A 2,090-nucleotide genomic window follows, 5' to 3' on the forward strand; every position below is an offset into this window, starting at 1 on the left:
GACCGTGGGCTCAACGGCGTGGACCTGACGTCGGCGGACTCCCCGGTGCGGATCCTCGCGGGCGACCCGCTTCCGACGGCTCGGATCCGCACCGGCCCGCGGGTCGGCGTGGCCGCGGCGCACGAGCTCCCGTGGCGGTTCTGGGTCGACGGGGCGCCCGAGGTGAGCGCGTACCGGCGCCACCAGCCCCGTGTCCGCGCCGGTGGCTGAACCCGGGAGACGCGGCGTGGGGGCATCGGGGAGGATTGGGCCGTGAGCATCCTCGACGAGCTGGAGTGGCGCGGCCTTCTCGCGCAGAGCACGGATCGGGACGCGCTGCGTCGCGATCTCGAGGCCCCCGAGCCGCTCACGCTCTATTGCGGGTTCGACCCCACGGCGTCGAGCCTGCACGCCGGGCACCTGATCCCGCTGCTCACCCTGCGTCGGTTCCAGGAGGCGGGCGCCCGGCCGATCGTGCTGGCAGGCGGCGCGACCGGGCAGATCGGCGACCCGCGTGACGTCGGGGAACGGTCCCTGCACAGCGTCGACACCGTGGCCGAGTGGGCCCAGCGGATCCGCGGACAGCTCGAGCGGTTCGTCGCGTTCGACGACTCGCCCACCGGTGCCCTCGTGGCGAACAACCTGGACTGGACCGGCGGGCAGGGGGTGCTGGAGTTCCTGCGAGACGTCGGGAAGCACTTCTCGGTGAACGTGATGCTCGCGCGGGAGACGGTGAAGCGCAGGCTGGCCGCGGACGGCCTGTCCTTCACGGAGTTCAGCTACCTGCTCCTGCAGTCGCAGGACTACCTGGAGCTGTTCCGCCGCTACGGCTGTCGGCTGCAGATCGGCGGCTCGGACCAGTGGGGCAACATCGTCGGCGGGACCGACCTGATCCGCCGTGTCGAGGGGGCGACCACGCACGCGATGACGCTGCCGCTCGTCACGGACTCCGAGGGCCGCAAGTTCGGGAAGTCCACGGGCGGCGGCAACATCTGGCTCGACCCCGAGCTGACCTCGCCGTACGCCTGGTACCAGTACTTCGTGAACGTCGGGGACGCGGACGTGGGCCGCTACCTGCGGATGTTCACCTTCCTGTCCCGGGAGGAGATCGCGGCGCTCGACGAGGACACGGCCGAGCGCCCGCACCTGCGCGCGGGACAGAAGCGGCTGGCGTCGGAGCTGACCACGCTCGTCCACGGGCACCACCAGACGGACCAGGTCATCGCCGCGTCCGGGGCGCTGTTCGGGCGGGGTGAGCTGGGCGAGCTCGCGGCGGACACGCTGACCGCCGCGATGGCGGAGGTGCCGACCACGGACGTGGCGCTGGGGGAGGGGACCATCGTCGACCTCCTGGTGGCCACCGGTCTCGTCGACTCGAAGGGCGCGGCGCGCCGCGCCGTCAAGGAGGGCGGCGCGTACGTGAACAACACCAAGGTCGCCGACGAGGAGTGGCAGCCCTCCGCCGCGGACGTCCTCGCGGGGGGATGGCTCGTCGTCCGCCGGGGGAAGCGGAACCTCGCGGGCGTGCGCGTGAAGGGCTGAGTCGCCGAGATCACAACGCTGTCGTTCCGGGCCCGGCACACCCCGTCGAGGGGGTGCCGGGCCCGTTCGCGTCCGGGGTGCGGCCGCCCTCCGGCGCGCGGGGTGGCCGGCGGGGGCGCGGGGGCCGGATCCGGGCTCTTCTCGCTCGAACCCGCGCTGACCTGCACAGATGCAAAAAGCCACCCCCCGGTTTCGGGCCCCCTGGAGCGTGTGTGTAACTTTCTCCCCGTCGCCACGGCGGTCAGCACGACAGACCGGGACGGAATCTCCGGCCCAGAGTCCGACCGCAGGCGGGCGACACAATCGGTTCACACCGACCCGCGAGGGGCGATGGGGATCGGCGCGGGAACCCGGTGCTTGACCAGGCCGGTGGGGCTGCGTAAGATGAGAAAGTTGCCTCCGATCGGAGAGATCGGGTAAGGTGGCTGCAGACAAGGCCCCGGAGCGGATCTCCTCGAGACCGGCGATGGTGTGCGGGTGTCTTTTGAGAACTCAACAGTGTGTCGAGCTATTTTTTCTTGTTCTGGTGGTTTTGTGCCAGTTCATGTTTGGGTTCGCGGCCTGATCCT

Annotated in this window: 2 protein-coding genes; both read left to right on the forward strand. The window is 71.0% G+C overall.

From position 1 onward, the window contains the following. On the forward strand, positions 1-210 hold a 210-nt coding region (locus tag H5J29_RS30290; protein WP_181784371.1), incomplete at its 5' end, for a DNA-3-methyladenine glycosylase. A gap of 42 nt (positions 211-252) precedes the next feature. Then, positions 253-1,521 carry a tyrosine--tRNA ligase gene (gene tyrS / locus H5J29_RS30295; protein ID WP_181784372.1) on the forward strand — a complete coding sequence of 423 codons (1,269 nt, stop codon included), beginning with the start codon at positions 253-255 and terminating at the stop codon, positions 1,519-1,521. Positions 1,522-2,090: the final 569 nt, after the last annotated feature.

The sequence above is a fragment of the Pseudonocardia pini genome (assembly GCF_013870575.1).
Classification (GTDB): Bacteria; Actinomycetota; Actinomycetes; order Mycobacteriales; family Pseudonocardiaceae; genus Pseudonocardia; species Pseudonocardia pini.